Consider the following 22268-nt stretch of genomic DNA (forward strand, 5'->3'; position numbering starts at 1 on the left):
GCCGAGCAATAATGGAGCCGCGCCATGAATGCGTGGAATGACCCTGAAACCCACGACAACCCGTTCGGCACGAGGTTGTCACCCATGTCTTAGGTACAACCTGTTACCTATGTCTTCAGGCCGGACATAGAATTTTGATGGAGCGGGTGAAGGGAATCGAACCCTCGTATTCAGCTTGGAAGGCTGCTGCTCTACCATTGAGCTACACCCGCGACAGGGGCTCCCTAACACGGCCGGGCGGCGGTCTCAACTGCCGGAACGGCGGCTTACGCCGGCTTTCCCATCCTTGCACACAGGCCCGGTTCCGCCCTCGCCCGGCTGGCCCCTTAACAGCGGCGGCCTTCCGACCTATATTGAGGTCTCCCGTAATCAACGAAAGGAGGTGATCCAGTGTCTTTTACCAAGCGCTGTCACCTCGCTGGGATCGCCCGCTAGGCTCTAGCTAGGGCTTGGCATCGGGGCGCTTCCAGCCCTGGACCAGCGAGCAAGAAATCGGGCGCGACGGGGTCTCCCCGCCGCGCCTTTTCTTTTGAGCCATCACTCTTGCCGGCGCGGTGCGGGACCGGTGATCGCGCAGATGGAGGCGAGCGGCGAGTTCGCAACGCTGCGCGAGGCTCTCGTCAAGCAGGTCCTCAGCGCGCCCTGACCGTGCCGGCTCAGGTCGTGCCGCTTCGCTCCGTGCGGCTCAGAAGCCGAAGATGGCGAGCACAGCGGGGCGCTTGCCGCGGCGCGTCTCGACCATGCGTTCGCCGCCATTCTCGGCCGAGCTGCCATAGTAACGGTGATGGCCCGCCTGGTCGTGCAGATCGGCAGGCTCCGCCTTCCCTGCCCGCCGCGCATCGCAGATGATCTTGATGGTCTGACCCGACATTGCCGCCTCCGATGAACCTCAATCGTTTCTTGTGGCCATCAGTCGCCTCTTCGCCGGACGGCGTTCACCACGGCAGACGGCAATCAGGTTTCAGGACGGTTTCGCCGCACATTCGCCGACGCAACATTTTGGACTTTCGGGATTGTCCGTACCGGCGGCGATGGTAAGTCCTTCGGACGGCGCGGTAAAAAAACAAGCGAGGTGAAGATGCTTTACGCGATCCTGGCCTATCATGTGGAGGATGAGCTGCTGGCGTGGACGCCGGAGCAGGATGCCGCCGTGGTGGCCAAAGTCATCGAGGCTCAGGCTCCCTTAAGGGCAAGCGGACACCTTGGGCCTGCCGCCCGTCTGGACGACACGAGAAAGGCCCATACCTTGCGCGGCCCGGGCGCCGGCATCGTGCTGGACGGCCCATTTGCCGAGACCAAGGAGCAGTTGCTGGGCTTCCACCTCGTCGAATACGACACGGATGAGGAAGCCATCGCGGCGGCGCGGACGCTGCGCGCGGTCAATCCGAGCGCGGTCTACGAGATCCGGCCGGTCAAGCTTTATGTGCCAGCCGATGGGTTCGGCGCGACCAAGGGATGAGCCGCCGCCTCACGCGCCGGGCTCGGTCCGGCCGATCCGGAAGCGCTGGATCAGGAGACCGCCGAAGGCGATGAACCACACGAAGGGCGCGATATGCGGCGCGAAGGCCGCAACGATCGTGCCCGGAATGAACACCAGCAATGGAAACATCGAGGCCATGATCTCCTGGCGCCAGCCGCCCACGATCAGCCACCACAGCCAGGCATTGAGGCCGGCGATGGCGGTCAGATGCAGTCCGTAGAGAACGGCCACCGCGCTGCTCATGCCGTAATTGGTGTAGAGGCCGTTGGTCACCGGCAGCAGCACGATCGAGAGCAGAAAGAACAGGTTGAGGATCACCGTGCCGCGGCTGCCCACCGGCTGGCGGGCCAGCCTGCGATGATGGCTGATCCAGAACACCCCGGCGATGATGAAGCTGAGCGCAAGACCCGCCAGCCTGCCGGAATAGACCTGGGCGAGATCGCTCCAGTCCGGCGCGCTGGTGAACACCGCCGCCTTGGGCAGGTCGTAGGCGAGTAGTGTCATCGCCACACCAAAAATGGTGTTGCTGAGCGATTCCAGCCGCCGCATCTCGAACTGGTCGGGCTTGAGCTCGGTCATGCCAGGGCGCGCTTTTCGAAACTGGAACCTTGGGCCGTCTTATCCCTAGGTGTTGTCAGAGGTTCCGTCCAGCCGCATTGCGATTCGCGCTGATTTCGCCGAGTCTCTGTCTTTCATCGGGGCGATTCGTGACGACCTATCTGGACACGCTCAATGCGGAGCAGCGCCGCGCCGTGGAGCATGGCGTGGCCGATGGCGCGACCGTGGGCTCTCCCCTGCTCGTCATTGCCGGCGCCGGCTCCGGCAAGACCAATACGCTCGCCCACCGCGTCGCCCACCTGATCGTCGCCGGCGCCGATCCGCGCCGGATCCTGCTGATGACCTTCTCCCGCCGTGCCGCAGCCGAGATGGCCGGCCGCGTCGAGCGGATCGCCCGCAAGGTGCTGGGCGAGAACAATGCTGCGATCATGCGCGATGCACTGACCTGGGCCGGGACCTTCCACGGCATCGGCGCACGGCTGCTGCGTGAATATTCTGAGCGGATCGGCCTCGATCCCGCCTTCACCATCCACGACCGCGAGGATTCCGCCGACCTGATGAATCTGGTCAGGCACGAACGCGGCCTGTCGAAGACCGAGAGCCGCTTTCCGGCCAAGGGCACGTGCCTGTCGATCTACTCGCGCTGCGTCAATGCCGAGATGGAGATCGAAAAAGTGCTGGGCCAGCACTATCCCTGGTGCGCAGGCTGGGCCGCCGAGCTGAAGGGGCTGTTCGCCGCTTACGTCGAGGCCAAGCAGGCCCAGCACGTGCTCGATTACGACGATCTCCTGCTCTACTGGTCGCAGATGATGAGCGATGCGCTGATCGCCGACGAGATCGGCGGCCGCTTCGACCACGTGCTGGTCGACGAATATCAGGACACCAATCGCCTGCAATCCTCGATCCTCCTGGCGCTGAAGCCCGATGGCCGCGGGCTCACCGTCGTCGGCGACGATGCGCAATCGATCTATTCGTTCCGCGCCGCCACCGTCCGCAACATCCTGGACTTTCCGCAGAGTTTCTCGCCCCGTGCGGAGACGATCACGCTCGACCGCAATTACCGCTCGACGCAAGCGGTGCTGGCGGCGGCCAATGGCGTCATCGGGCTGGCGCGCGAACGCTTCACCAAGAACCTGTGGACCGATCGCACCTCCGGGCACAAGCCGCAGCTCGTCACTGTGCATGACGAGGCCGACCAGGCCCGCTACATCGTCGAGCAGGTCCTGGCCAATCGCGAGCAAGGCGCCCTCCTGAAGCAGCAGGCAGTGCTGTTCCGGACTTCCTCGCATTCCGGTCCCCTGGAGATCGAGCTCACCCGCCGCAATATCCCGTTCGTCAAATTCGGCGGCTTGAAGTTTCTCGACGCCGCACATGTCAAGGACGTGCTGGCACTGCTGCGCTTTGCCGAGAACCCGCGCGACCGCGTCGCCGGTTTCCGTATCCTGCATCTGTTGCCGGGCATCGGCCCCGCCACCGCCCAGCGCGTGCTCGACCAGATGGCGGAGAGCATGGACCCGCTGCACACGCTCGCCCGTCTCCCGGTGCCGCCACGTACCGGCGATGACTGGATCAGCTTCGTCCGCACGGTCGAGAATTTGCGCTACTCGGAATGGCCTGTCGACCTCGAGCGTGTCAGGCTCTGGTACGAGCCGCATCTCGACCGCCTTCATGAGGATTCCGAGACGCGCCGCGCCGATCTGATGCAGCTCGAACAGATCGCGAGCGGCTATTCCTCGCGCGAAAAATTTCTGACCGAGCTCACGCTCGATCCGCCGGACGCAACCAGCGACAAATCAGGCCCGCCCTTGCGCGACGAGGACTATCTGATCCTCTCCACCATCCACTCCGCCAAGGGACAGGAGTGGAAGTCGGTGTTCCTGCTCAACGTGGTCGACGGCTGCATGCCCTCCGATCTCGGCGCCGGCACCAGCGCCGAGATCGAAGAGGAACGCCGGCTGCTCTACGTCGCGATGACGCGAGCCAAGGACGATCTGCATCTCGTGGTGCCGCAACGCTTCTTCGTCCACGGCCAGGCCGCCAAAGGCGACCGCCACGTCTATGCCTCCCGCACCCGCTTCATCCCGGAGCAACTGGTCTATCTGTTCGAGCGCGCGGCCTGGCCGAAATCCGCGGCAGGCGCGGCGCGCACCGCGGCGCAGGGTCCGAAGATCGACATCGGGGCGCGGATGCGGGGGATGTGGCGGTAGACACAAGAGCCCGGCCGCGGGACCTGACAGGATGTCAGGAAACCGGAGGTCCGACATGAAAGCCGTCGTCGTCGAGCAATATGCCCCTATCGATCAGATCCAGCTGAAGGACGTTCCGTCGCCGCTCCTGGAGCCCGGACAACTGCGCATCCGAGTGGAAGCCGCCGGCATAGGGTTTGTCGACGGTTTGAAGATCGAGGGGCGGTATCAGACCAGGGATCCCCTGCCCTTCATTCCCGGGACCGAATTCGCCGGCGCGGTGACCGAAGCGCCTGGCGCGCCGGGCGGCTATCAACCCGGGATGCGCGTGATGGGCATGACGCGATCGGGTGCGCTTGCCGAAGAGATCGTCGTCAACCCTGAGGCGGTCTATCCCTTGCCGGAGGGTGTCGCGGCCGAGGTCGCCGCGTCGTTTCGCGCCAACTATCTGACGGCGCTCTACGCGCTCAGCACGCGCGCCATGCTGGCTGCAGGCGAGCGGCTTCTGGTGCTGGGGGCGGCCGGCGGCACTGGAATTGCGGCCATCCAGATCGGCAAGCTGCTCGGCGCTCGGGTCATCGCAGCGGCATCGAACTCGGAGAAGCGCGACTTCGCGCGCGCACACGGCGCCGACACAGTGATCGATTACACGCAAGCAGACTGGCGCGACACGTTCAAGCAGTTGACGGACGGACACGGTGCCGACGTCATCTTCGATCCCGTCGGCGGCGAGATCTCGGTGCAGGCCTTTCGCTCCATCGCCTGGCGCGGGCGCCATCTCGTGGTGGGTTTTGCCGCCGGTGCGATCCCGGCGCTGCCGTTCAATCTGCCGCTGCTGAAAGGCGGCGCTCTGCTTGGCGTCGACCTCGCGCAGATTCCAGTGCGCGAGCCCGAGGTGCAGAAGCGCTTGATGTCGCAGTTGACCGCCTGGCTTGCCGACCGCCAGCTGAAGCCCGTGGTCGGCCACGTCTTCGCGCTTGAGGATTTCCGCGAGGCGTTCAGGACGATGCAGACGCGCTCCGCCCTCGGCAAGATGGTCGTGCGGATCGCGGCATAGCCTCACGAACGGAAACCGAGCATTTCCGGAATCCGCCTTGCCGCCTCGCGCGCAACAATTACCTCTGGCCGATCCTCCCCACAGAGACCTGATCGATGACCGCACCGCTCGAATTCGGACTGGATACTTTTGGCGACGTCACCAGGGACGCCACAGGCAACATGCTTTCGCATGCGCAGGTGGTCCGCAACGTCGTCGACGAGGCGGTGCTGGCGGACGAGCTTGGCCTCGACTTCATCGGCCTCGGCGAGCATCACCGTTCTGATTTTGCGATCTCCTCGCCCGAGACGGTGCTGGCGGCGATCGCCGCGCGCACCAGGCGCATCCATCTCGGCTCGGCGGTGACGGTGCTGAGCTCGGACGATCCCATCCGCGTGTTCCAGCGCTTTGCAACGCTCGACGCACTCTCAAACGGACGCGCCGAGGTGATCCTCGGCCGCGGCTCGTTCACGGAATCTTTCCCGCTGTTCGGCTTCGACCTAAGCAACTACGAGGAGCTGTTCGAGGAGAAGCTCGACCTGTTCGCCGCACTGCTGGCGCAGAAGCCGGTGACGTGGCACGGCAAGCTGCGTCCAGCCCTGAAAGACCAGCTGGTCTATCCGCCGGTGGAAAATGGTCAGCTCAAGACCTGGATCGGCGTCGGCGGCAGCCCGCAATCGGTGGTGCGCGCCGCGCATTACGATCTGCCGCTGATGCTCGCCATCATCGGCGGCGATCCCGCACGCTTCGCGCCTTATGTCGATCTCTATCACCGCGCCTTCAAGGAGTTCGGCCGCCCCGCGCAACCGATCGGCGTGCACTCCCCCGGCTACGTCGCCGAAACCGACGAAGAGGCCCGCGAGGAGCTGTGGCCCGACTACAAGGCAATGCGCGACCGCATCGGCCGTGAGCGCGGCTGGCCGCCGATGGGCCGCGACGAGTTCATCAGCGAGGCCGAGCACGGCTCGCTCTATGTCGGGGCACCCGAAACTGTCGCGCGAAAAATCGCCAAGACCGCGAAGGCGCTCGGCATTGCTCGGTTTCAGCTGAAATATTCGGCGGGGCCGTTGCCGCACGAGAAGCTGATGCGAAGCATCGAGCTCTACGGGCGGGAGGTGGTGCCGATGGTAAAGTGTTTACTGTCGTCGTCGTCCGCCGCGTTTTGATCCACGTCAAGCCGTCTGGCCGGGAATCGCAGCTAGAAGCGGATTCCCGTGCATCTTCAGGACAGGCAGGCGAATGGCATCTCTTCCGCGGAAGTCCAGGCAGGCTCGACCCCAAAAGAGCAGCGCAACGAGACGGGCCAAGTCGGCGAATGCGACGGCGCGTGCCGTCAAGCTCAGCCCGGTCGAGCGCTCGTTCGCGGAACAAGCCTCGACAGGCGCGTTGCAGACAGAACTCGCGGTGCTCGACAGCGTCCTGAAGGGGCCGCCGGCCCTCGCGCCGGATAGCGAGCCGGTGCAGGCGATTCTCACGGGCGCGGCGCCCGACGATGCCAAACGCCTGCAGGCGCTTCTGGTCGGCAAGGAAGCCAAGCGCGCCAAGCGCACCACCAGCGACGAGTTGGCCGACGACTGGCGGGTCGGCGGCTATCCCTACAAATCGCGGATGTACCGCCGCGACTATGAGGAGCAGAAGTTCGCGCTTCAAACCGAACTGTTGAAGCTGCAGATCTGGATGAAGGAGCAGCGCCAGCGGCTGGTTCTCTTGTTCGAGGGCCGCGACGCCGCCGGCAAGGGCGGCACGATCAAGCGCTTCATGGAGCATCTCAATCCGCGCGGCGCCCGCGTTGTCGCCCTGGAAAAACCCAGCGACGTCGAGCGGGGCCAATGGTATTTTCAGCGTTACGTGCAACATCTGCCGACCGCCGGCGAGATCGTGCTGTTCGATCGCAGCTGGTACAACCGCGCCGGCGTCGAGCGGGTCATGAGCTTCTGCTCGCCGTCGGAGTACGACGAGTTCCTGCGCCAGGTCCCTGAATTCGAACGCAACCTCGTTCGCAGCGGCCAGCATCTCATCAAGTTCTGGTTCTCGGTCAGCCGCGAGGAACAGCGACGGCGCTTTAAGGAGCGCGAAGGCCATCCGCTGAAACAGTGGAAGCTGTCACCGATCGACCTCGCCTCGCTCGACAAATGGGACGACTACACGCGGGCCAAGGAAGGCATGTTCTTCCACACCGACACCGCGGACTGCCCCTGGATCGTCATCAAGTCCGACGACAAGAAACGCGCGCGGCTCAACGCCATGCGCTACGTGCTTCACGCCATGCCCTATGCCGGCAAGGACACCAAACGCATTGGATTGGTCGACAATCTCCTCGTCGGACGCGCCAATGTGATCCACGAGCGTGAAGAACACGCGAAATAGGTCAAGCGATGCCGGCGAATGGGGCGATGATGGAGGCAAAAGGTCCGTCTTCGCTTTCGCTGCGCTCAGCTTCGCCGGACAGGCTTTTTGCCCTAGCGGGCTACGCTCGGCTGCGCCACGCGTAGCCCGTTAGGGCAAAGCGTGGTGGGGGAGGCAGGACTCGAACCTGCGAAGCCATGAGGCGGCTGATTTACAGTCAGGCATCTTGTGGTTTCGGCAACTACCACCAAGCCCCACATGCGTCAAAAAATCTCATTCTAATCAATAGCATCGCCCTCTACTGGTAGCTGACGACACCCCAAGAAATACCACTACAGCTAGGTATTTGTTGGGGCTTGGAGTGGGGCTCAGAAAGGGGCGCGGATGAAAAAACCGCTGACTGCGTTGGCGATCGAACATGCAAAGCCGCGAGCGAATCGCTACGCCCTGCCGGACGTGGGGCATCCTGGCTTACGCGTGCTGGTGTATCCGTCCGGGGCGCGGACGTTCGTCTACAGATTCCGACGCGGTGATAAGGAAGACGGGCAAGACGTGACTGTCGTGCTGGGTCCCGCCAGCGGTCCAGGCGCACTGACGCTAGCCCAGGCCCGCGATGCGGCTGGCGACGCCCGCCGACAACGCGCGATGGGTGTGGACCCTGCCGACCAGAAGCGCACGAATCGCAAGGCGGAAGCCGCCCGGATCGCTGCTGAGGAACAAGAAGCTCGCCGCCGGGAGGATACCGTCGCGAATGTGCTGGTGCGCTACTACGCCGACCACGCCGATGGGTTGAAGTCCGGCCGGGAGGTGCGACGGGTTCTCAACAAAGAACTGAAAGGTTGGGCTAAGAGGCGCGTGGATGACATCCGGCGGAGCGATGCAATCCGGGTACTCGACACGGTTAAGATACGCGGGCCGATCCAATCGAAACGGCTCCGGGCGTATGGGCGGCACTTCTTCCAGTGGTGTATTTCCAAGGAACTAGTCGAGAAGAACCCTTTCGACGGAACTGCTGTCGTCAAGGAGGTCGCACGGGATCGGGTTCTGACCGATGATGAGTTGCGCCTCTTGCTGCGGGCAATCGACCGCCTCGAATGGCCTCGGCGTCAATTTGTCCATCTGCTCTTATTGTCCGCGCAGCGGTTGAACGAAGTCGGCGACATGGAGTGGTCAGAACTCGACCTGACCAGCGACACACCGACATGGACCCTCCCCGGTGCACGCGCGAAGAACGGCCGCGCACATGCCGTTCCGCTCGCCCCGATCACCGTTGAAATTCTGACGAGTATGGACCGGGTCAAGGACACGCCCCGTGTGTTCGCCTCGTTCTCTGCGGCCCACGCGAAAACGCGCATTGATGAAGTGATGCTGGAGATCGCGCGGGAAGACGCGGCAGCGGGGGGCGACAATCCTGAGGAGGTTAAAATCGAGCCCTGGCGACTTCACGATTTGCGGCGCACGGCCGCCACCACCATGCCGAGGCTGGGCGTTGACGTTGTGACTGTTGAACGGGTGCTGAATCATCAAATGCGCGGCGTGATGGCTGTTTATCAGCGACACTCGTTCGCTCAGGAGAAGCGCCACGCGCTGATTCTATGGGCAGATTTCCTCGCTGATCTGACGGCGGTACGCGAATCGAATGTCGTGCCCTTCGCGGCGGGTGCGTGAGCGATGACGAAAATCGACATCGATTTTATTGGTAGTGAAATAGCCGACCTGACCGCCTATTTCGAGGAGACGGGAAACGTCGTCGCGGCGTGGCGCGCATATTCACTCTCGCGTCAGCACAACAGGCCAATAGCGGACTCCGTGATGCTTGAGGTCGATCGTTTCGCGACGGGTGTTAGCGCCGTAGCCGAACGGGCAATGCAAACCTTGCCCGACGCCCCTTTGTACTTCACGCCAGAGAAGTTAGGCGTCCTGTGGCGCGGCAATGGCGGACAGAATCCCGCCGACGCGCTGCGGCGCGACTGGCGTGACAGAAAGATCGGCCATGAAGTTTGGCGGCGTGTTGAAAGTGGTGAGAAGGTCGGCGTGGCTATTGAAGCTGTTGCTAAGGGACCACCTAGCCGCGACACTGAAATCGTAAGGAAGGCTTGGCAGCGATTTCGCCGCGACGGATAGGCGACGGAAAGTCCGACGATTTTTGGGTAAAATCCGTCGGCTTCCTTTTACCTAGATAGTTGCGTGTTGCTCCGGATACCTCCTGAGCCGTCATCAAATCTCAAGAGGCGCAAAATGAAGCAACTGATGAAGTCCGAAACCGTTCGCGAAAAACTGGATATGCCGAGGTCCTCGTTCGAACGGCTTGTCAAGTTGCGCACGAAGGGGTTTCCCGCACCTGTATATATCTCACGGTCGCGCTTTTTCGATGCGGCAGAAATCGAAGCGTGGATGACGGGACTCGCCGACCGCGCTGCGAACGAAGCCTAAGGGTGGAACTCATGATCAACGTTGACAATCTCGACCCCGAAGCCGATCGCGCCAAGTACGCTCTCGCACTCGCCGAAGCTCTCGAAGGCAACGAAGAAAACACGGTAGGGCCGACCGACCGGGATATTATCGTGACAGCAGTTCGCGCCTATTCCGCGCTGATCGATGCCGGGCTTGCCTGATAGCCATTGGCCCACCTTCGGGCGGGCTATCTTCAGCGCGTAGCGCCACCCCCTCACAAAAGCCCGAACGTGCCGACACGCGGTCCTGCCGCGTGATCGGCGACGTTTGCCTTGAGCATGAGGAATTTAGCAAGGGATACCCAAACACCCCCGACAAGACCACCATAACCCTTCGAGACTAATCGCTGTCTCTCACAATAAATCGGAGCAGATCGTGGGCATTAATCTTCTGACCGAAACTGAAGTCGCCGACTTCCTTGGCAAATCAGTCGTCACGCTCGCACGTTGGCGACGCGAGGGCTACGGTCCTGCCTATGTTCGCATTGGACGCTCGCCCCGGTATCGGCGTGAAGACCTCGCATTCTTCATGCAGGCCAACTGCACCGCCCCCGGCGGCGCTACTGCGTAACAAAAAAGACCCCGCTGAGCGTTGGCGCGCGCAGCGGGGTGAGGTTCTTTTCGAAAGAGGAAGCTGACAAATGGACAATATCCCCGAAGCCGCACGTTCGAGAGGTGATTATGATCGCCCTCCCGAACTCGACACCATCGTCGGACATCGTCATTCGGCCAACCATGGCTGTTTCTGGGTTCGCTTCAACGGTCGCGATGGCTCGATCATTGAGCTTTTCGCCGATGAAGTCCGCGAGATCGTTGCGCATTTCAAATTTTCCGGAAGCGCGCTCGACCGGCTGTGGCAGGTCTATCAGTGGACGAGGACGAACCGACCGGATTGCTGGCTGACTGACATTCCTTCGCATGTCTGAATCCGCCCTTGCCCGGTCGGCCCCGGCTCTTGTCGCACGGGGCTACTCGCCCTTGCCGATTGCACCGGTTGGCGATGACGATTGGGCACCGAAAGGGAAGGAGCCGGGCGCACTCGATGTGCGCGACGGCGAACCTGTGTGGCGTCGCCTCAAGAAGTGGGACGTGTTCTGCCAGCGTCAGGCGCATCCCAAGATCATCGCCCATTGGGCTACGTGGCCCGATGCTGGCATCGGCTTGGCCTGCGGTCTTGGCGGCCTTGTCGCGGTTGACATCGACGATGACTCTTTGATCGACGCGATCAGCGCAGTTCTGCCGCCGATTATCGTGGCGAAACGAGGTCGCAAGGGGTTCACTGCGTTCTATCGGGCCGCTGAGCCGCTGCCCTCGAAGAACTATCGAACCGCAGACAAGCGCGGCCTTCTCGATTTTCTCAGCGTCGGCAAGCAGACGGTATTACCGCCGACCGCGCACCCGGCGGGTGGTCGGTACGAATGGATTACCGAACGGACGCTTCTCGACACCTCGATTGCTGAGCTGCCCGAAATCACCAGCGCGCATTTCACGGCGATGGAGGAGGCACTTCGCGCATACGGATGGGACGCTCCTGAGCGTCCGCACCCGCGTGGCGCTGCCGGTGAACGACCTGCGCACAACACCATGCCCGGCATGTGGGGCAATGATGACGTGAACTCGGCCGCACTCGCGAACCTATCCGCCTGGGTGCCCGATCTTGGCCTGCCGAAGCTCCGCAGAAACGGTGCGGGCTATCGCGCGGTCGCGCCATGGCGCGCGTCCGGCTCGGGTCGGGCCGCCGCCGCGCGCGGCGCACATCTTGGCATCCATCCGACCGGTATCGTTGACTTTGGGTCCGGCGATACGTTTTCCGCCATCACAATCGCCGCCAAGGCGCGTGAGATCAGTTACGGCGAGGCGCGCGACTGGCTCCGTGACAAGCTCGGCCTCTCTGCCGCGCCGCTCATCCATTTGCGCAATGTTGCGTCGGCATCGGCGGTGGTCCCGAGCTATTCAGACCAGCGTGTCCACCTTGACGAGGCCACCGCGCGTCTTCGGACGCTAACCGGCCCCGAGCTCGCCAACGCCATTCTGAACGGCATCGCGGTTCGGAATCAGGCGGCACTCAAGCCGCCGCTGATTCTCCCGGTGCATCCGGTCACGTCGGTGCGGTCGGAAGCCGGTATCGGTAAAACGCACGCCGCGCGGGAGGGGGCCGCCAAGCAAGCTCGGCTGGGCCGCCGCATCGCCTATGTCGTGCCACGCCACGATCTTGCGGAACAGATCGCGGCGGACTTCGCATCGGATGGTGTCAAGGCCGAAGTCTATCGCGGTTATGAGCGCCCGGACCCGCTCGCGCCCGAACATCTCATGTGCCGCAACATCCCGGCCTACAAAGCCGCGCGTGACCTTGGCGTCAGCATCCGGGACTCCGTGTGCGAGCGCCGGATCGATAACGAGATTGTCCGCTGCCCGCTTGCGAAGGCGTGCGGCATGGAGCGCCAGCGCGAGGCGCGTCCGTCCGTATGGGTCACCCCGGCGGCGTTGCTGTACACGAAGCGACCGGACTTCATTTTCCCGCCCGACGCGGTCGTTATCGACGAATCGTTCATTGACGGCGCAATCGGCGATCCGGTGAAGGTCGATGTAGCAGCGCTGCTCGGATCAAAGATCGAAGGCTGTAGCGACGAAGATCACGACGCGGTCGAGCGATTCCGCCACCGCCTTGCCGCCGCGATCAAGGCGAACGGCAACGGCCCGTTGGCCCGCGCCGCTTTGATCGACCACGGAATTGACGCCGAAGTCGCCAACGCAGTCGGTTGGCTAGAGCAACGCCGCGTCACTTCCACGATCTTGCGCCCTGACATGCGGGAAAGCGAACTCAAGACCGCCACCTATCGCCATGCGGCCCGGAACGAGCTTGCGCGGGATGCGGGGACGCTTTGGCGGGAGATCGCGATCTTTCTTGAGGAATGGAAGATCGAGTCCACCATTGGCGACCGATCGCAATCGGGGCGTATTACGGTCGAGGGCGGCAAGGTGTCTGTGACGCCGCTGCGGACGGTGCATCCGTCATGGCGTGACGCGCCGACGCTGGTTCTCGACGCGACCGCGCCGCCGGCTTCGCTGATCGCGATTGCGCTTGGTGAAATCCAAACCGCCGACTTTCCGCCGGTGGTGACCGAACAGCCGGTTGTTGCCGCCAAGTGGCCGGAGCACGTCCGGGTGCGGCAGATCCTCGACGCCCCGGTCAGCATGTCAAAGCTGGGCTTATGGGAGGCCCCCAAGCCGCGCAACGTGCTGGACGTTGTCCGGTTCGTTCGGCTCCGGGCTGCCTTGGCCGCGCCCTCCCAGATCGGTGTCGTCACCTACAAGGGTGTGCTTGACCAGATCGCCGGGCAGCTTCCGGCCAACGTGATCGCTCGGCACTTTGGGGCGCTGGCCGGCATGAACGACATGCAAGACGTCGCCGGGCTGATCGTGATCGGGCGTCCTGCCCCCAGGCGGTCCGCCGTTGAAGCCTTGGCGGCGGTCTTCGCTGGGCGTCCGGTATCCGGTGGCGAAGGTCATTTCTTCGATAAACATCCGGGCGGTATCCAGCTTGCTGACGGCTCCGTTGTCGCGACTACGATTGATCGCCACCCCGAGCCGATTGCGGAGGCGCTACGCTGGCGGATCACCGTGGGCGAACTACTTCAGGCGGTTGGTCGATTGCGCCCCCACCGGCGGTCCGAACCGTGCTGGCTGGACATCGTGTGCGACGTGCCGCTGCCGGTCACGGTTCATGAAGTGGTGCGGTGGGATGAGATCGCCCCCGGTCCGACCGCTGACATGGCGGCGGAAGGGGTGGTTCTGACGAACAGCCGGGATGCCGGCTTAGCGTTCGGAACGACGGATTGGGGTGCGCGAGGAGTCGGTGGTTTCTCTATAGAGACTCTTATTAGGGATTCCACCGACTCCTCGCCCGTCCGAAAGTTCACCTATCAAAAGGCCGGTTCCGGCCAGAAGCGGTACACGGGCTGGTATCTTCCCGGCATCATACCGTGCGGCGTCGCCGCCCTCCGGGTGTGGCTGGAAGAGCGGCTGGGGCCGCTGGCGAGCCTCACGGTTGAGCGGAAGCCGTCGGGCGCCACGTTCGCCAAGATCGGTCTGGATGTCGAAGGGCGCTAGAAGTTAACGCAGGTTGTTTTGTTAGCCTGGGGAAAGCTCAGCATCCAAATTCACCAAAGTCACTGTCTCGATGCCTGCCACCGTCGTAGAAAATCTGATAGCGCATAAATTGCCAGACGTATATTCTATCTTGGGTGGAGCATTGCATGGGCCTAGAGGGGGAAACATGTACTCTCGCAGAAATTTTTTGATCGGCTCTTTCTCTCTTCTCTCAGGCTTTGGATTTGAATTAGGACGCGGTCGAGATTCCGCTCGCGCGGAAGACTACCAATCCAATCCAAAAGAAATTTCCGTATGGATGAACGATTGGATGAGTCGCACTAAGGACGTGGAGGGCCCTCTTCGTATCGGAAGGTTCGCTGATCCGACCTATTTCCTGCTGCGTCCTATCACTTGGAAGCCTAGCTCTGAACAAGGCCGAAAATATCAAAGCGTTACAGTTCCCATCGGCTTCGTAACGGACTTCGCAAGCATCCCTCGCATATTTTGGAGCTTGCTCAAACCTGATGGGCTCTACGCGTACGCCGCAGTACTCCACGATTACCTGTATTGGACTCAGGAGCAATCAAAGGACGCAGCAGACGACATCTTGAAGCTTGGTATGGAAGAATTTGGAGTATCTAGTTCAGTTGTTTCCACAATTTATTCGGCGGTACACCTCTTCGGTAAGAGCTCGTGGGACCAGGATGTTCAATTAAAAGCTGCTGGCGAAAAACGCGTTCTACAACAATTTCCCGACAACCCGCGAATAACGTGGGAACAGTGGAAGAAGAGCCCAGGCGTTTTCGGTCCTTAGCAGCGCAGAGAAGCATGGTGCAATTCCTCCGGATTGTAGGTGTCTTATTAGCCTTGGCTATCCGTGTCGAAGGATGCTTGGCTCAACCACGCTTGGCATTGGTTGTCGGGAACGGCGCATACTCTCGCGAGGTCGGCACACTCAACAACCCTACGACTGACGCTGACATCGTTGCCGCCGCTCTGAAAACTGCAGGTTTCGAGACAACGATCGTAAAGAACGCGACACGAGGGCAGCTACTACAAAAGATTGACGAGTTTGGGACAGCCCTTAGCAATGCTGGGAGTGGCAGCATCGGATTTTTCTATTATTCGGGGCACGGAGCGGCACGACCAGAAGATGGAGCAAACTATCTTATTCCCGTTGACGTGCAGTCTCTTCAGCTTCAGTCGGCATGGTACGATGCAATTTCGCTAGATGCGGTTGTTCACGAGGTTGCCCGGCGAGCTTCGAAAGAAACAGCACTCTTCTTCGTTTTCGATGCCTGCCGGACTGAATTGCACTTGCCGATCAAGAGCATCTCAAAGGGGTTCGAAGACATTCGAGGTCAGAGCGGCTCATTTATTGCTTTCTCCACAAGTCCGGGGCAGACCGCATCAGATGTCGGCGATGAAGGAGGCCCGTACGCTAGAGCTTTGTCAGCTGAACTCCGTAACCCCAACCAAGATTATTTAACGGTGTTCAAACGCGTGAAGGAAGCCGTCTACAGCTCCACCCGCTTTACTCAGCATCCGTGGGAGCATGATGGAATAATTGGGACGGTCGTTTTGAATGCTAATCGACTCGCCCCAAATTTATCAAACTCCCCACAGCTCGCGGCACCTGCGTTGCAGAGCGGTGCAACGATATCACCACCACCACCGCCGCCGCCGCCCAGACCTCGTTCCTCAGAGGCGAGCCTGCCTGCATACCACCGACTTCAAGATATCCGCGACGCGCGTGAGGAGCAGCAAGATGGCAACCGCACTATCATCAACGAGCCCGGGCGCTTCATCATCCGGGATCCAAGCAGCAGATCTTACGTGCGTCATAACGATCTCGCACTCTTACAGATTGGTGCACGCGATGTTCGCACCGAGACCGTTGGCGGTGACAAACGTACCGTCGTGATTCGTCCTGACAACAGCGAAATCATTTCTGTCGCTGCTCCTGACGGTCGGCTCATCCGGCGAATCGGACGCGGTTCAGACGGTCGCGAGATCATCATCATCGATAATACTTATCGTGATCCACGCTCCGTCAACGGCATGTTTATTGACATTCCGCCGCCGGTGGTCCGCATCCCCTATGATCGCTACATCGTTGACTACGACAGCGCACCGTCGAGCTTAGTGTACGACACTCTGCTAGCATCGTCGGTAGTTCCGATCGATCGGCGCTACTCGATGGACGAGATCCGCTACAGCCGTAACGTGAGTAAGATGATGCCGAGCGTCGATATCAACACAATAAACCTCACACCCGGTTCATGGGAGTTCGCTTCCGACCAAGAAGCAAAGTTGAAGCCAATTGCGTACGGGCTGAAACAGGCGCTCCAGCGCAATCCACGCGAGGTGTTCCTGATTGAGGGCCACACCGACGACTCTGGAAGCGAGATCGACAATCTATCGTTGTCAGATAGGCGAGCGGAAGCTCTAGCCGCATTCCTGATCCAACAACTCCGCGTGCCCACGGAGAACTTAGTCTCGCAAGGTTACGGCTCACAGTATTTAAAGGAACAGAATGGCGGCTTGGGTCGCACTAATCAACGCTTCACAATCCGACGCATCACGCCATTGCTGAACGGTGGAAGTACTCCGCTGCCACCAGCACCGCCGGGCACTTCCCCGCCGCGATGAGTTCCGCGCAGCGCATTCAAACTCTGGAAGATACCGAGTCCACTGTTGGGCATCCACTGCCTTGCGAAACAGCCGCCATTTTGCGGCTGATTACGGGCTTCGTACGTACTTTTTAGCGCGCAGCTGAGCCCCTTGCGCATCAGCTTGCAATTTGCAACGCGTCGGGTCCTTCCGGGGCCGCCCCCCACGCGGGTGACGCGCGACCGCCCGATCTGGCTAGATTTAAAATTTCAAAAGTGACTTTCTGTTCTCGAACGTGTTTGTGCCTCCAAACTAGGGGCATGCACAGTGGCTACTGAATTGGGCTGTAGCGGAATAGCCCATTGTCCGACGCTGAAGGCAGTTCAATCGCCTTCAGGATGACCCGATGCCCACTACCACTCCGCTGTATCCGCCCGATTTCCGCGCTTCGCCCATTTCGCCGTCCGCTCGGAAGCGACGCAAAAATCCGCGCACCGTCTCGATCCCCGAGCGTGTCGGGCCGTTCGCGAGGCTCGTTTTCGCCGAGATGGCGCGCCAGCGAATGACCTACGACTCTCTGGAAGAGCGCAGCGGCGTGCGCAGGGCTACGTTGAAGGCTTGGAGAAAGAAGAACCGTCCGGGTCTGGAGAGCATCGAGGCGGCCCTGGCAACGCTCGGATTCGGCCTTGTCCCGGTCGCCGCACTCGAAGCGCTGAGCCCTGAACTCGCGGGCGAACTCACGGCGCTCGCCCTCAAGATGCGAGTGAATATCCCGCAGACCTGGGCTGCTCTGATCGATATTTGCGTCGAGCAGAAGCTTCTCCGCATGCGAGCGGAAGAGCGCGCCGCCATTCTCGCCGAGCATGAATCGCGCATCGCTGGCATCCCCGCCAACGACAATAAGAAGCGCCGCCGTAAAGCGGCTTAAGGGATACCGAAACAGTCCCGACAGCCGCCCCTGATTTTCCCATACTCCTCCCGTTGCTTGGTCCTCCTCCACACCAAGTAACGCCATTCGCCAGCCTTGGCCGGCGTGTTTGGTAAACCAAATGCATCGGCCACTTTTTCAGATGGATGCCAATGTCTAAAATCTATCTCTCGCGCACCCAGGCCGCAAAGCGGATCGGCCGTTGCGCAAAGACCCTCCGCAACCTCGCCAAGCGTGGCGATGGGCCCCCGTTTTTCTTGATCGGTGATCGACCTGCTTATCCGGCCGATCGGCTTCAAACCTGGATTGCAGCCGGCGGAGATGCCCAATGAGCCGCGCCACGCTTCTCGCCGACCTTCAGGCGGCGTCCGCAGATTACGCAACGGCTCAGCGGCAGCTTGCAGAAGCGCAGTTCAGTGCACGTCACGGCATGGCGCACAACCTGACGTTTGCCGAGAGCCGCGAGCATGTTGCCTATCACCGCTGGCTGCGGGCGGGCGAGGCATATAGCGCCGTTGCACCGAAGCCCGCTCCGAAGCCGGCTATCGCGACCAAGCTCCCCCCGAAGGCATCGACCATCACGCCGCGAGACCCCGGCGCAGAGGCCGTCGCCAACTACTGGCGGCGCTAAGTTCCCCCCTTGAGAACAATCACATGACTCTTATCCAAAAGCTGTTCGGCAAGAAGCCGATTACCTCCACCGCTATCGCCACCGAGATCGAGAAGGCGCGCGCCGAACATGACGCTGTCCTTGCTAAGCGCGGCGCAGCGCTAGCCGGTCTCGGCTTGATGGATGATGCCGCCCATCAGAAGGCCGAAGCAGAATATGAAGTGCACCGGCGCGCTGCCGATCGCGCTGCCGCGCGGCTCGCTGATCTTGGAAAGGCGCACGCGGAAGCGCTCGCGACCGAAGCAGGGGCCGAGAAGCAAGCCGAGGCAGAACGCTTCCGTCAGCGTGTCACGAACGCGCGCAGTAATGTTGAGGTTGAGGCAGTTGCCCTGCTTCGCGAGTACGACGCTACGGCTGCAAAGCTCGGCGACATCATCGCCCGGCTCGGCGAAATCGACACCGAGGCGAGCGCGGTTAACGAAGCTGGCCGACGCGCACCGGGCTTCGAGCCTGTGCGCAGCATCGACGCCGCGCACCGTCAGCATCCGGGTCGGCAAGCGAGCGAACGTCGCGAGATGCAGCCGTGCTGGGTATTTTCAAACGGAGATGTGCTTCCCGTGCGAACCAACGCCAGTGGCAACGTCATTAAGGAAGAGCCGCGTTGGGTTCATCATGAACAGCGTTTCGACACCCCGCGCCGGGAGCAGCGTGAGATTGTCGTGTCGCGCACCGAAGCGCGCGCTGGCCACTATGAAGCAGGCTTGGCCGGGATCGTGCTTCCTCCGGGTTTCGCGCGCGGCTCGGCACATTGGCCGCGCAAGTCATGAGTGCGCGGGGCTTGAAGTTGATTTGAGCCATCCCGTCGAAATCGGCTGGCTGGTGTGCGAGAACGCCGCTATGTCGTGCAGAGGAAGCGCAGCTGCGACGTGACCCGTGCTGAGCTTAGTGGCTGCGACATCGAAAAATGGCGTTAGCGCGCACGCCTGATGTTGGCTTGTCCGCCAATAGCGGCGCATTAGCGGACGGCGCCAGAGGTCGCAAAAGGGCCAATTACCGATGTCGAGCCCCCTCAGTCCGTTTCCTAACGGACGCCGACCGCGCAAAAGCAAGATGTGATTTTTTCGGCTCCAAGTTCGTCGCAACCGACCTATCGACAAACGCGACGAATGAGCGATTTAGCAAGCGCAGAGAAAGTTTCGAAACGTTCGATCTTGCGAGCGCGGAGCGTCTCCTCAGACAGCCACAAATGAGGACCTCCCGGAGGAGGAACGCGGAGTAGTAAATAGTCAAGAATACTTGCGTTATTCTCGCCCATTCTGATCGCCGCTATCCAACCTGAATGCCATCGAACGCGGTGGCGCATACCCCAACGCACCTTGCCGTCGTAGTTGCGCCATTTAGCCAAACCGAAGTGGACGTGCACAATCTCGTCCACCAGCAAGCTCCCAGTTGACGACTCAATCGTGACACTGCCACCAGCCTTCTCAAGAAGCTCCCGAAGCTGCACAGCATGCCCGATGTTCATATCGAGCCACTGCTGGTGGGCGGTAAGATCCGTCCAGTGTTTATTGTTCTCGCGATAGTCGATTAGTCGGTAAAGGTTTTGAAGACTACCGAAGTGCTTATAATAGGTGCCGCTGTGTGGAAGCGTCGGAGCTTGATTAATAATCTTGGCGCTGAGTTTGCCTTTCTTCAGAAGTACTTTGCGCACCCGCCGCAGCATCTCGTCTTCTGAAATCTTGACGTGCCATTCATCCATGATCTTGTTCGCGCGTATAAACGCAGCCTTATCGATAATGGGCGTGATGCAGCCCTCGCTCCTTATCCAATGCTCTTTTGGATTGTGCCTTCGCTTCGTACCTAGTTTTTCCGTCGAACGATTGTAGACGTAGTTGCCGATGAATGCTTCGTTCTTTAGAATTGCGCCTACAAGCTTGTTACTCCAGGGTCGGCCGTTATGTGTCGCCACTCCTTCCTGATTTAGTTCTTTCGCGATTTTCCATTGAGACTTTCCTCCAACAAAATCATCGAAAATCCTCTTAATGATTGCGATTTGCTCAGTCGGTCCTGGACGTAGTTTCACTCGGTCTGTAGCCAAGCATTTGCGTTCACCGGGCTTGAGAACTCCTTTGAGCTGAGCGTGGTCGTCCACCAAGAAACGCTCCAAGCCAAAACCGGCCGAGCCGCCCATTTTGAACCCGATCCTAGCCAACCGCGAGGTCCCAGCAAAAACCTTTGCCGATAGCTCGCGGCTGTACTCGGCCGCCATGACCCGCTTGATGTTCTTCAAAATATTGGAAAGAAGGCTTCCGTCGTTATCAAACTGCTCCGCGCAGTATGCGACCTTAACCCCCGCCTTTTTGCAGATGAACTCATAATGCGCGCTTTCGTCTACGTCTTGAAAGCGCCCCCAACGGCTGACGTCAAAGACTAGAATATTGCCAAAATCTATCTGATCCGAGCTAACGTCAGCGATCAACTGAGTAAGGCCCATCCTGTTCTTAATCAGCAAGCCGCTTTCACCTTCATCGCGATAGGTGCGCACAATTGAGAGCCCGTGAAGCTGTGCGTAGGCAGCAATGACCACAGCTTGATTCTCAATCGAATATTTTTGGTAGTCAGTGGACATACGGACGTACTGCGCGGCCCGTTGCGCTTTTTGCGTCTGAGGTAGACTCTCCCTACGAGCGACAAGCGCGCGCTGCTCCGGCACTGCTGGCACTCCGCTGCGCGATATCGTTTTTATCTATACAACTTTGCTGCCGGCAGCGCCACTGGAAACGCCCTGTGGCTCCGTAAGCCATCAAACACGTCGGCGCGACGGTGATGAAACTGGACCTTCGGCGCTTGGTGCAAAATCGCGCAGGACACTAAAACTGTTCTCCGGAAATCTGTCGCGCCAACAGGCGTCTGTCGCCATCCATTGTTCCGAGCGTTGGCGCGCCAGCGGTGAAGAATCCTGACAGCCGTTAGCGCGCTTAGCGTCACGAGTTGCAAACAAGAAGGATACCTCAAACAGGAGCTCGCGAGCACACATCGCGCGGTGCACGGAAGATACGACGCTCCATTAGAAAAGATCCTCGATCGCTTTGGCCGAACCCTTGGTGCGTGGACGGATGATGAGCTCCAGATCGAGTGCGGCCAAGGCATCCGTAAGCGTGCGTATCTGTGTCGCTGGTTCGCCGGCTTCTAGCTTCGAGATGGTCGCTTGACGCGCATGCATCTTATCACCCAAGGCCCCCTGGGTGAGACGTTTCATCCGGCGGTGCCGTCTAATGGCAGCACCAAGTTGCTGTGGGGAGCGGGCGATTATATCCATCGGGCAGCCAATACGCGAAAGCGTATAAAATGACACTATACGCGGATGCGCATAATGAGGATCGATTGGTCTCTTTCTCTTCTATTTCATTCATCTATCAGTATCTGCTTCGGGGTCATGAGCGTAAAAACTCCGAGTGAGCACAATAGGTCTGCTTTTGGGCGGATAGCGAACTAACCTCTCCTTGGCGAGCCAAGCGAACCTTCCCGCCCATCCGCGCGCTGGGCGGCCCCGTGAGCTATGGCAAGCCGTACCTTGTGGGCGAGCAAGGCCCCGAGCTTTTCGTGCCCGGCATGTCCGGCCGTATCGAGTCGAACGACAAGCTGCGCAGCCTGACTTCGGACGGCGCGGCAGCGGTCGCCAGTTCGAGCGAGATGGTCACGATGAGCAAGCAGATCAGCTTTAATCCGACCTTCAACATCTCAGGCGGTGATCCGCGCGAGGTCGCTGGGCAGGTGCGGAGCGAGATGCGGCGATTCCTGGCCGCGCTTGAGTCCGAACAGCGCGGCAATTTGAGCGATTGGCGCTCGCGGCAGAAAACGTCAGTTCCTAAGAGCGTCAATTAATGCGGTTGGATTTCGAAAAGAGAACCGCGCATTACTTCATGAACCGGTACCGGAGGAGCGCTACGAGCGGCCCCCAATTCG

General features: G+C 60.7%; 22 protein-coding genes and 1 tRNA gene. 18 read left to right on the forward strand and 5 right to left on the reverse strand.

Annotated features, from left to right (window positions below; all coding sequences use genetic code 11):
* Positions 1-138: 138 nt before the first annotated feature.
* Both G8O24_RS38520 and G8O24_RS38525 read right to left on the reverse strand, forming a co-directional pair.
* Positions 139-212: transfer RNA gene (locus tag G8O24_RS38520), tRNA-Gly, on the reverse strand.
* Positions 213-685: 473 nt separating this feature from the next.
* The gene (locus G8O24_RS38525) at positions 686-871 is read right to left on the reverse strand and encodes a hypothetical protein (RefSeq protein WP_188107730.1); all 186 of its coding nucleotides are present in this window, start codon (positions 869-871) and stop codon (positions 686-688) included.
* 207 nt (positions 872-1078) lie between these two features.
* Here G8O24_RS38525 and G8O24_RS38530 point away from each other — a divergent pair, with 207 nt between their 5' ends.
* Positions 1079-1459 carry a YciI family protein gene (locus G8O24_RS38530; protein WP_188107731.1) on the forward strand — a complete coding sequence of 127 codons (381 nt, stop codon included), beginning with the start codon at positions 1079-1081 and terminating at the stop codon, positions 1457-1459.
* Between the two features lie 9 nt (positions 1460-1468).
* Here G8O24_RS38530 and G8O24_RS38535 read toward each other — a convergent pair whose 3' ends face one another.
* Complete coding sequence (locus G8O24_RS38535; RefSeq protein ID WP_188107732.1) at positions 1469-2059, reverse strand: TMEM175 family protein; 591 nt, start codon at positions 2057-2059, stop codon at positions 1469-1471.
* A gap of 128 nt (positions 2060-2187) precedes the next feature.
* On the opposite strand from G8O24_RS38535, the gene G8O24_RS38540 reads away from it, so the two are divergent.
* From G8O24_RS38540 to G8O24_RS38615, 16 genes are all read left to right on the forward strand, one after another.
* A complete protein-coding gene (locus G8O24_RS38540) occupies positions 2188-4245 on the forward strand; it encodes an ATP-dependent helicase (RefSeq protein ID WP_188107733.1) in 2058 nt (685 codons plus the stop codon).
* A 55-nt stretch (positions 4246-4300) separates the two neighbouring features.
* Positions 4301-5281, forward strand: a complete 981-nt coding sequence (locus G8O24_RS38545; protein WP_188107734.1) for an NADPH:quinone oxidoreductase family protein — start codon at positions 4301-4303, stop codon at positions 5279-5281.
* A gap of 95 nt (positions 5282-5376) precedes the next feature.
* Positions 5377-6426, forward strand: a complete 1050-nt coding sequence (locus G8O24_RS38550; protein WP_188107735.1) for an LLM class flavin-dependent oxidoreductase — start codon at positions 5377-5379, stop codon at positions 6424-6426.
* Between the two features lie 73 nt (positions 6427-6499).
* A complete protein-coding gene (gene ppk2, locus G8O24_RS38555) occupies positions 6500-7627 on the forward strand; it encodes a polyphosphate kinase 2 (protein WP_188107736.1) in 1128 nt (375 codons plus the stop codon).
* A 363-nt stretch (positions 7628-7990) separates the two neighbouring features.
* On the forward strand, positions 7991-9274 hold the full coding sequence (locus tag G8O24_RS38560) for a tyrosine-type recombinase/integrase (RefSeq protein ID WP_188107737.1): 1284 nt from the start codon (positions 7991-7993) through the stop codon (positions 9272-9274).
* Positions 9275-9277: 3 nt separating this feature from the next.
* The gene (locus G8O24_RS38565) at positions 9278-9730 is read left to right on the forward strand and encodes a hypothetical protein (RefSeq protein WP_188107738.1); all 453 of its coding nucleotides are present in this window, start codon (positions 9278-9280) and stop codon (positions 9728-9730) included.
* A 114-nt stretch (positions 9731-9844) separates the two neighbouring features.
* Positions 9845-10039: a helix-turn-helix transcriptional regulator gene (locus G8O24_RS38570; protein ID WP_188107739.1), complete on the forward strand. Its 195-nt coding sequence runs from the start codon at positions 9845-9847 to the stop codon at positions 10037-10039.
* Positions 10040-10050: 11 nt separating this feature from the next.
* Entirely contained in the window at positions 10051-10221 is a 171-nt protein-coding gene (locus G8O24_RS38575) for a hypothetical protein (protein WP_188107740.1), read from the forward strand.
* A gap of 214 nt (positions 10222-10435) precedes the next feature.
* The gene (locus G8O24_RS38580) at positions 10436-10630 is read left to right on the forward strand and encodes a helix-turn-helix transcriptional regulator (protein WP_202988814.1); all 195 of its coding nucleotides are present in this window, start codon (positions 10436-10438) and stop codon (positions 10628-10630) included.
* A 70-nt stretch (positions 10631-10700) separates the two neighbouring features.
* Positions 10701-10985 (forward strand): hypothetical protein, encoded by a 285-nt coding sequence (locus G8O24_RS38585; protein ID WP_188107741.1) that lies wholly within the window; start codon positions 10701-10703, stop codon positions 10983-10985.
* Positions 10978-14169, forward strand: a complete 3192-nt coding sequence (locus tag G8O24_RS38590) for a bifunctional DNA primase/polymerase (protein WP_283815640.1) — start codon at positions 10978-10980, stop codon at positions 14167-14169. Before G8O24_RS38585 ends, G8O24_RS38590 begins: the two co-directional genes overlap by 8 nt.
* 166 nt (positions 14170-14335) lie before the next feature.
* Positions 14336-14965: a DUF1353 domain-containing protein gene (locus G8O24_RS38595; protein ID WP_244646285.1), complete on the forward strand. Its 630-nt coding sequence runs from the start codon at positions 14336-14338 to the stop codon at positions 14963-14965.
* Positions 14966-14979: 14 nt separating this feature from the next.
* Positions 14980-16803 carry a caspase family protein gene (locus G8O24_RS38600; protein WP_188107743.1) on the forward strand — a complete coding sequence of 608 codons (1824 nt, stop codon included), beginning with the start codon at positions 14980-14982 and terminating at the stop codon, positions 16801-16803.
* Positions 16804-17170: 367 nt separating this feature from the next.
* A complete protein-coding gene (locus G8O24_RS38605) occupies positions 17171-17692 on the forward strand; it encodes a hypothetical protein (RefSeq protein WP_188107744.1) in 522 nt (173 codons plus the stop codon).
* A 328-nt stretch (positions 17693-18020) separates the two neighbouring features.
* On the forward strand, positions 18021-18323 hold the full coding sequence (locus tag G8O24_RS38610) for a hypothetical protein (protein ID WP_188107745.1): 303 nt from the start codon (positions 18021-18023) through the stop codon (positions 18321-18323).
* A gap of 23 nt (positions 18324-18346) precedes the next feature.
* On the forward strand, positions 18347-19129 hold the full coding sequence (locus tag G8O24_RS38615) for a hypothetical protein (protein WP_188107746.1): 783 nt from the start codon (positions 18347-18349) through the stop codon (positions 19127-19129).
* Positions 19130-19449: 320 nt separating this feature from the next.
* Here the strand turns inward: G8O24_RS38615 and G8O24_RS38620 are convergent, their stop codons facing one another.
* Positions 19450-21015, reverse strand: a complete 1566-nt coding sequence (locus G8O24_RS38620) for a recombinase family protein (protein ID WP_311972336.1) — start codon at positions 21013-21015, stop codon at positions 19450-19452.
* Between the two features lie 354 nt (positions 21016-21369).
* Entirely contained in the window at positions 21370-21621 is a 252-nt protein-coding gene (locus tag G8O24_RS38625; RefSeq protein WP_188107747.1) for a helix-turn-helix domain-containing protein, read from the reverse strand.
* Between the two features lie 233 nt (positions 21622-21854).
* Between G8O24_RS38625 and G8O24_RS38630 the strand changes: the two genes are divergently transcribed.
* Positions 21855-22187, forward strand: coding sequence for a hypothetical protein (locus G8O24_RS38630; RefSeq protein WP_188107748.1), 333 nt, complete (start codon positions 21855-21857; stop codon positions 22185-22187).
* Positions 22188-22268: the final 81 nt, after the last annotated feature.

This window comes from Bradyrhizobium campsiandrae (assembly GCF_014529705.1).
In the GTDB taxonomy this organism is placed as follows: Bacteria; Pseudomonadota; Alphaproteobacteria; order Rhizobiales; family Xanthobacteraceae; genus Bradyrhizobium; species Bradyrhizobium campsiandrae.

Bases quoted from the DNA above. Each gene is read 5' to 3' on its own strand.
- G8O24_RS38535 (WP_188107732.1), bottom strand. From the start codon at position 2,059: ATGACCGAGCTCAAGCCCGACCAGTTCGAGATGCGGCGGCTGGAATCG.
- G8O24_RS38530 (WP_188107731.1), top strand. From the start codon at position 1,079: ATGCTTTACGCGATCCTGGCCTATCATGTGGAGGATGAGCTGCTGGCG.
- G8O24_RS38565 (WP_188107738.1), top strand. From the start codon at position 9,278: ATGACGAAAATCGACATCGATTTTATTGGTAGTGAAATAGCCGACCTG.
- G8O24_RS38590 (WP_283815640.1), top strand. From the start codon at position 10,978: ATGTCTGAATCCGCCCTTGCCCGGTCGGCCCCGGCTCTTGTCGCACGG.
- G8O24_RS38615 (WP_188107746.1), top strand. From the start codon at position 18,347: ATGACTCTTATCCAAAAGCTGTTCGGCAAGAAGCCGATTACCTCCACC.
- G8O24_RS38560 (WP_188107737.1), top strand. From the start codon at position 7,991: ATGAAAAAACCGCTGACTGCGTTGGCGATCGAACATGCAAAGCCGCGA.
- G8O24_RS38605 (WP_188107744.1), top strand. From the start codon at position 17,171: ATGCCCACTACCACTCCGCTGTATCCGCCCGATTTCCGCGCTTCGCCC.
- G8O24_RS38545 (WP_188107734.1), top strand. From the start codon at position 4,301: ATGAAAGCCGTCGTCGTCGAGCAATATGCCCCTATCGATCAGATCCAG.
- G8O24_RS38570 (WP_188107739.1), top strand. From the start codon at position 9,845: ATGAAGCAACTGATGAAGTCCGAAACCGTTCGCGAAAAACTGGATATG.
- ppk2 (WP_188107736.1), top strand. From the start codon at position 6,500: ATGGCATCTCTTCCGCGGAAGTCCAGGCAGGCTCGACCCCAAAAGAGC.
- G8O24_RS38575 (WP_188107740.1), top strand. From the start codon at position 10,051: ATGATCAACGTTGACAATCTCGACCCCGAAGCCGATCGCGCCAAGTAC.
- G8O24_RS38550 (WP_188107735.1), top strand. From the start codon at position 5,377: ATGACCGCACCGCTCGAATTCGGACTGGATACTTTTGGCGACGTCACC.
- G8O24_RS38625 (WP_188107747.1), bottom strand. From the start codon at position 21,621: ATGGATATAATCGCCCGCTCCCCACAGCAACTTGGTGCTGCCATTAGA.
- G8O24_RS38525 (WP_188107730.1), bottom strand. From the start codon at position 871: ATGTCGGGTCAGACCATCAAGATCATCTGCGATGCGCGGCGGGCAGGG.
- G8O24_RS38600 (WP_188107743.1), top strand. From the start codon at position 14,980: ATGGTGCAATTCCTCCGGATTGTAGGTGTCTTATTAGCCTTGGCTATC.
- G8O24_RS38595 (WP_244646285.1), top strand. From the start codon at position 14,336: ATGTACTCTCGCAGAAATTTTTTGATCGGCTCTTTCTCTCTTCTCTCA.
- G8O24_RS38610 (WP_188107745.1), top strand. From the start codon at position 18,021: ATGAGCCGCGCCACGCTTCTCGCCGACCTTCAGGCGGCGTCCGCAGAT.
- G8O24_RS38585 (WP_188107741.1), top strand. From the start codon at position 10,701: ATGGACAATATCCCCGAAGCCGCACGTTCGAGAGGTGATTATGATCGC.